Genomic DNA, 1,355 nt, shown 5'->3' with positions numbered 1-1,355 from the left:
GTTATGGATGGGAACCGATAAAAGCAGCTACAACACCAGCTAAGTCTAAAAATAAAAACATTAGTTAAAGGGAGTAGATGAAAATGAAAGCTATGGAAAACGGTGTATATGTAACAACTAAATTAGTTAGTGAATCTAAGGGAGGACAAGCTGTAATGAATATTAATCAAATCTGTGAATTAGATCAATATCAGGAAGCAACATTACGTACATGGAATGCAAATAACGATTTCGGTGGACGAGTTTTAAATGCAGCATTAGGGCTTACTGGAGAAGCTGGTGAGGTTGCTGATATCGTAAAAAAAGCCATCTTTCATGGTCATGGATTTGATCCAGCTCATTGTCCAGGGGAGGAGAACGGGAATACACATAAGTTGGCGTTGGAGTTGGGGGACATCATGTACTATATCTCCATTATGGCCCACGAAATGGGATATACCCTAGAAGATATTGCTCAAATGAATATATCTAAATTAGCCAAAAGATATCCAGACGGTTTTAGTAGAGAAGCTAGTCAAGCACGTGTTGATGTAAAGTAAAACCAAATTTGAATTTTGTTAAGAAATGAGGAATCGTAGTGAAAATGGTACGTAGACGTGCGGTTATTCGTTTAGAAAAGCAACGAAAAAGCGAAGATAGATTCAGTGTGATTAGATGGGAAGTACACATAAATTTAGGTAAACGTAATTATAAGACTAAAGATATATTAGGTGCGTATCAAGATATGCAAGCCACCATGAACAAAGTGGAAAGCATAATGATGGATTAGTTTTATAACAAAAGCGTTATTTTGTAAAAGAAGCTTTACGCCTATACACAAAGGTAGCAGGCAACTAATTAAGTTACCTGCTATGCTCGCCCACTGCACAAAGGAGCACCTTCTATTTGGAAAGAGAGAAGCCAGGGAGAAAGCGGCTCAGATGTAGTATGTGTAATACAAAAAAATATTATTCAAAAGGGGAATGGGAAATGAAGTACGCAAAGGTTAGCGGTAATAATGTGGTAATAAAATTGCCGATTGATATGTTAGTAGTCGCTTTTGACAATAATCCCAATAATTATGATGAGGAAATTAAGGTCAAATATAAAAGGAAATTTGCTGAAGGATTTGCTGATCATGTAAATGAGCATAGTGGCAATGCAGAAACTGGTTTAACGGTGTTCCAAGAGTGGATTGACCAAATTTTTGAAGAGATGATTGAAGGTGACTCGTCTTACATTAAATATCCTAAGGAAGAATTTTAACAAAATAGTTATTTTATGGAGTGGTGTAGATGGACGAACATATAGCTATAAAAGAGTGGCACAGGATTTATCGTCTGTTTATTATTAGTCAGCTTTACACAACCCTTGAC

The 1,355-nt window shown here is 36.3% G+C and carries 3 protein-coding genes; all 3 read left to right on the top strand.

The features are described 5' to 3' along the window. The first annotated feature begins 83 nt into the window (after window positions 1–83). The 3 genes from ACS2CR_RS34135 (at window position 84) to ACS2CR_RS34125 (ending at window position 1,245) form a co-directional block, all read left to right on the top strand. Complete coding sequence (locus tag ACS2CR_RS34135) at window positions 84–539, top strand: nucleoside triphosphate pyrophosphohydrolase family protein (RefSeq protein ID WP_151159892.1); 456 nt, start codon at window positions 84–86, stop codon at window positions 537–539. 44 nt (window positions 540–583) lie between these two features. Further along, on the top strand, window positions 584–769 hold the full coding sequence (locus tag ACS2CR_RS34130) for a hypothetical protein (RefSeq protein WP_002134037.1): 186 nt from the start codon (window positions 584–586) through the stop codon (window positions 767–769). 200 nt (window positions 770–969) lie between these two features. After that, on the top strand, window positions 970–1,245 hold the full coding sequence (locus tag ACS2CR_RS34125; RefSeq protein WP_151159977.1) for a hypothetical protein: 276 nt from the start codon (window positions 970–972) through the stop codon (window positions 1,243–1,245). Window positions 1,246–1,355 lie beyond the last annotated feature (110 nt).

The sequence above is a fragment of the Bacillus cereus group sp. BceL291 genome, assembly GCF_051776705.1.
Taxonomy (GTDB): domain Bacteria; phylum Bacillota; class Bacilli; order Bacillales; family Bacillaceae_G; genus Bacillus_A; species Bacillus_A cereus.
The sequence above is the reverse complement of the archived record's forward strand: the minus strand, read 5'-3'. Positions and strand labels throughout refer to the sequence as shown.

Excerpts from the sequence above, each read along its gene's own strand:
- ACS2CR_RS34125 (WP_151159977.1), top strand. The coding sequence starts at position 970 with ATGAAGTACGCAAAGGTTAGCGGTAATAATGTGGTAATAAAATTGCCG.
- ACS2CR_RS34130 (WP_002134037.1), top strand. The coding sequence starts at position 584 with ATGGTACGTAGACGTGCGGTTATTCGTTTAGAAAAGCAACGAAAAAGC.
- ACS2CR_RS34135 (WP_151159892.1), top strand. The coding sequence starts at position 84 with ATGAAAGCTATGGAAAACGGTGTATATGTAACAACTAAATTAGTTAGT.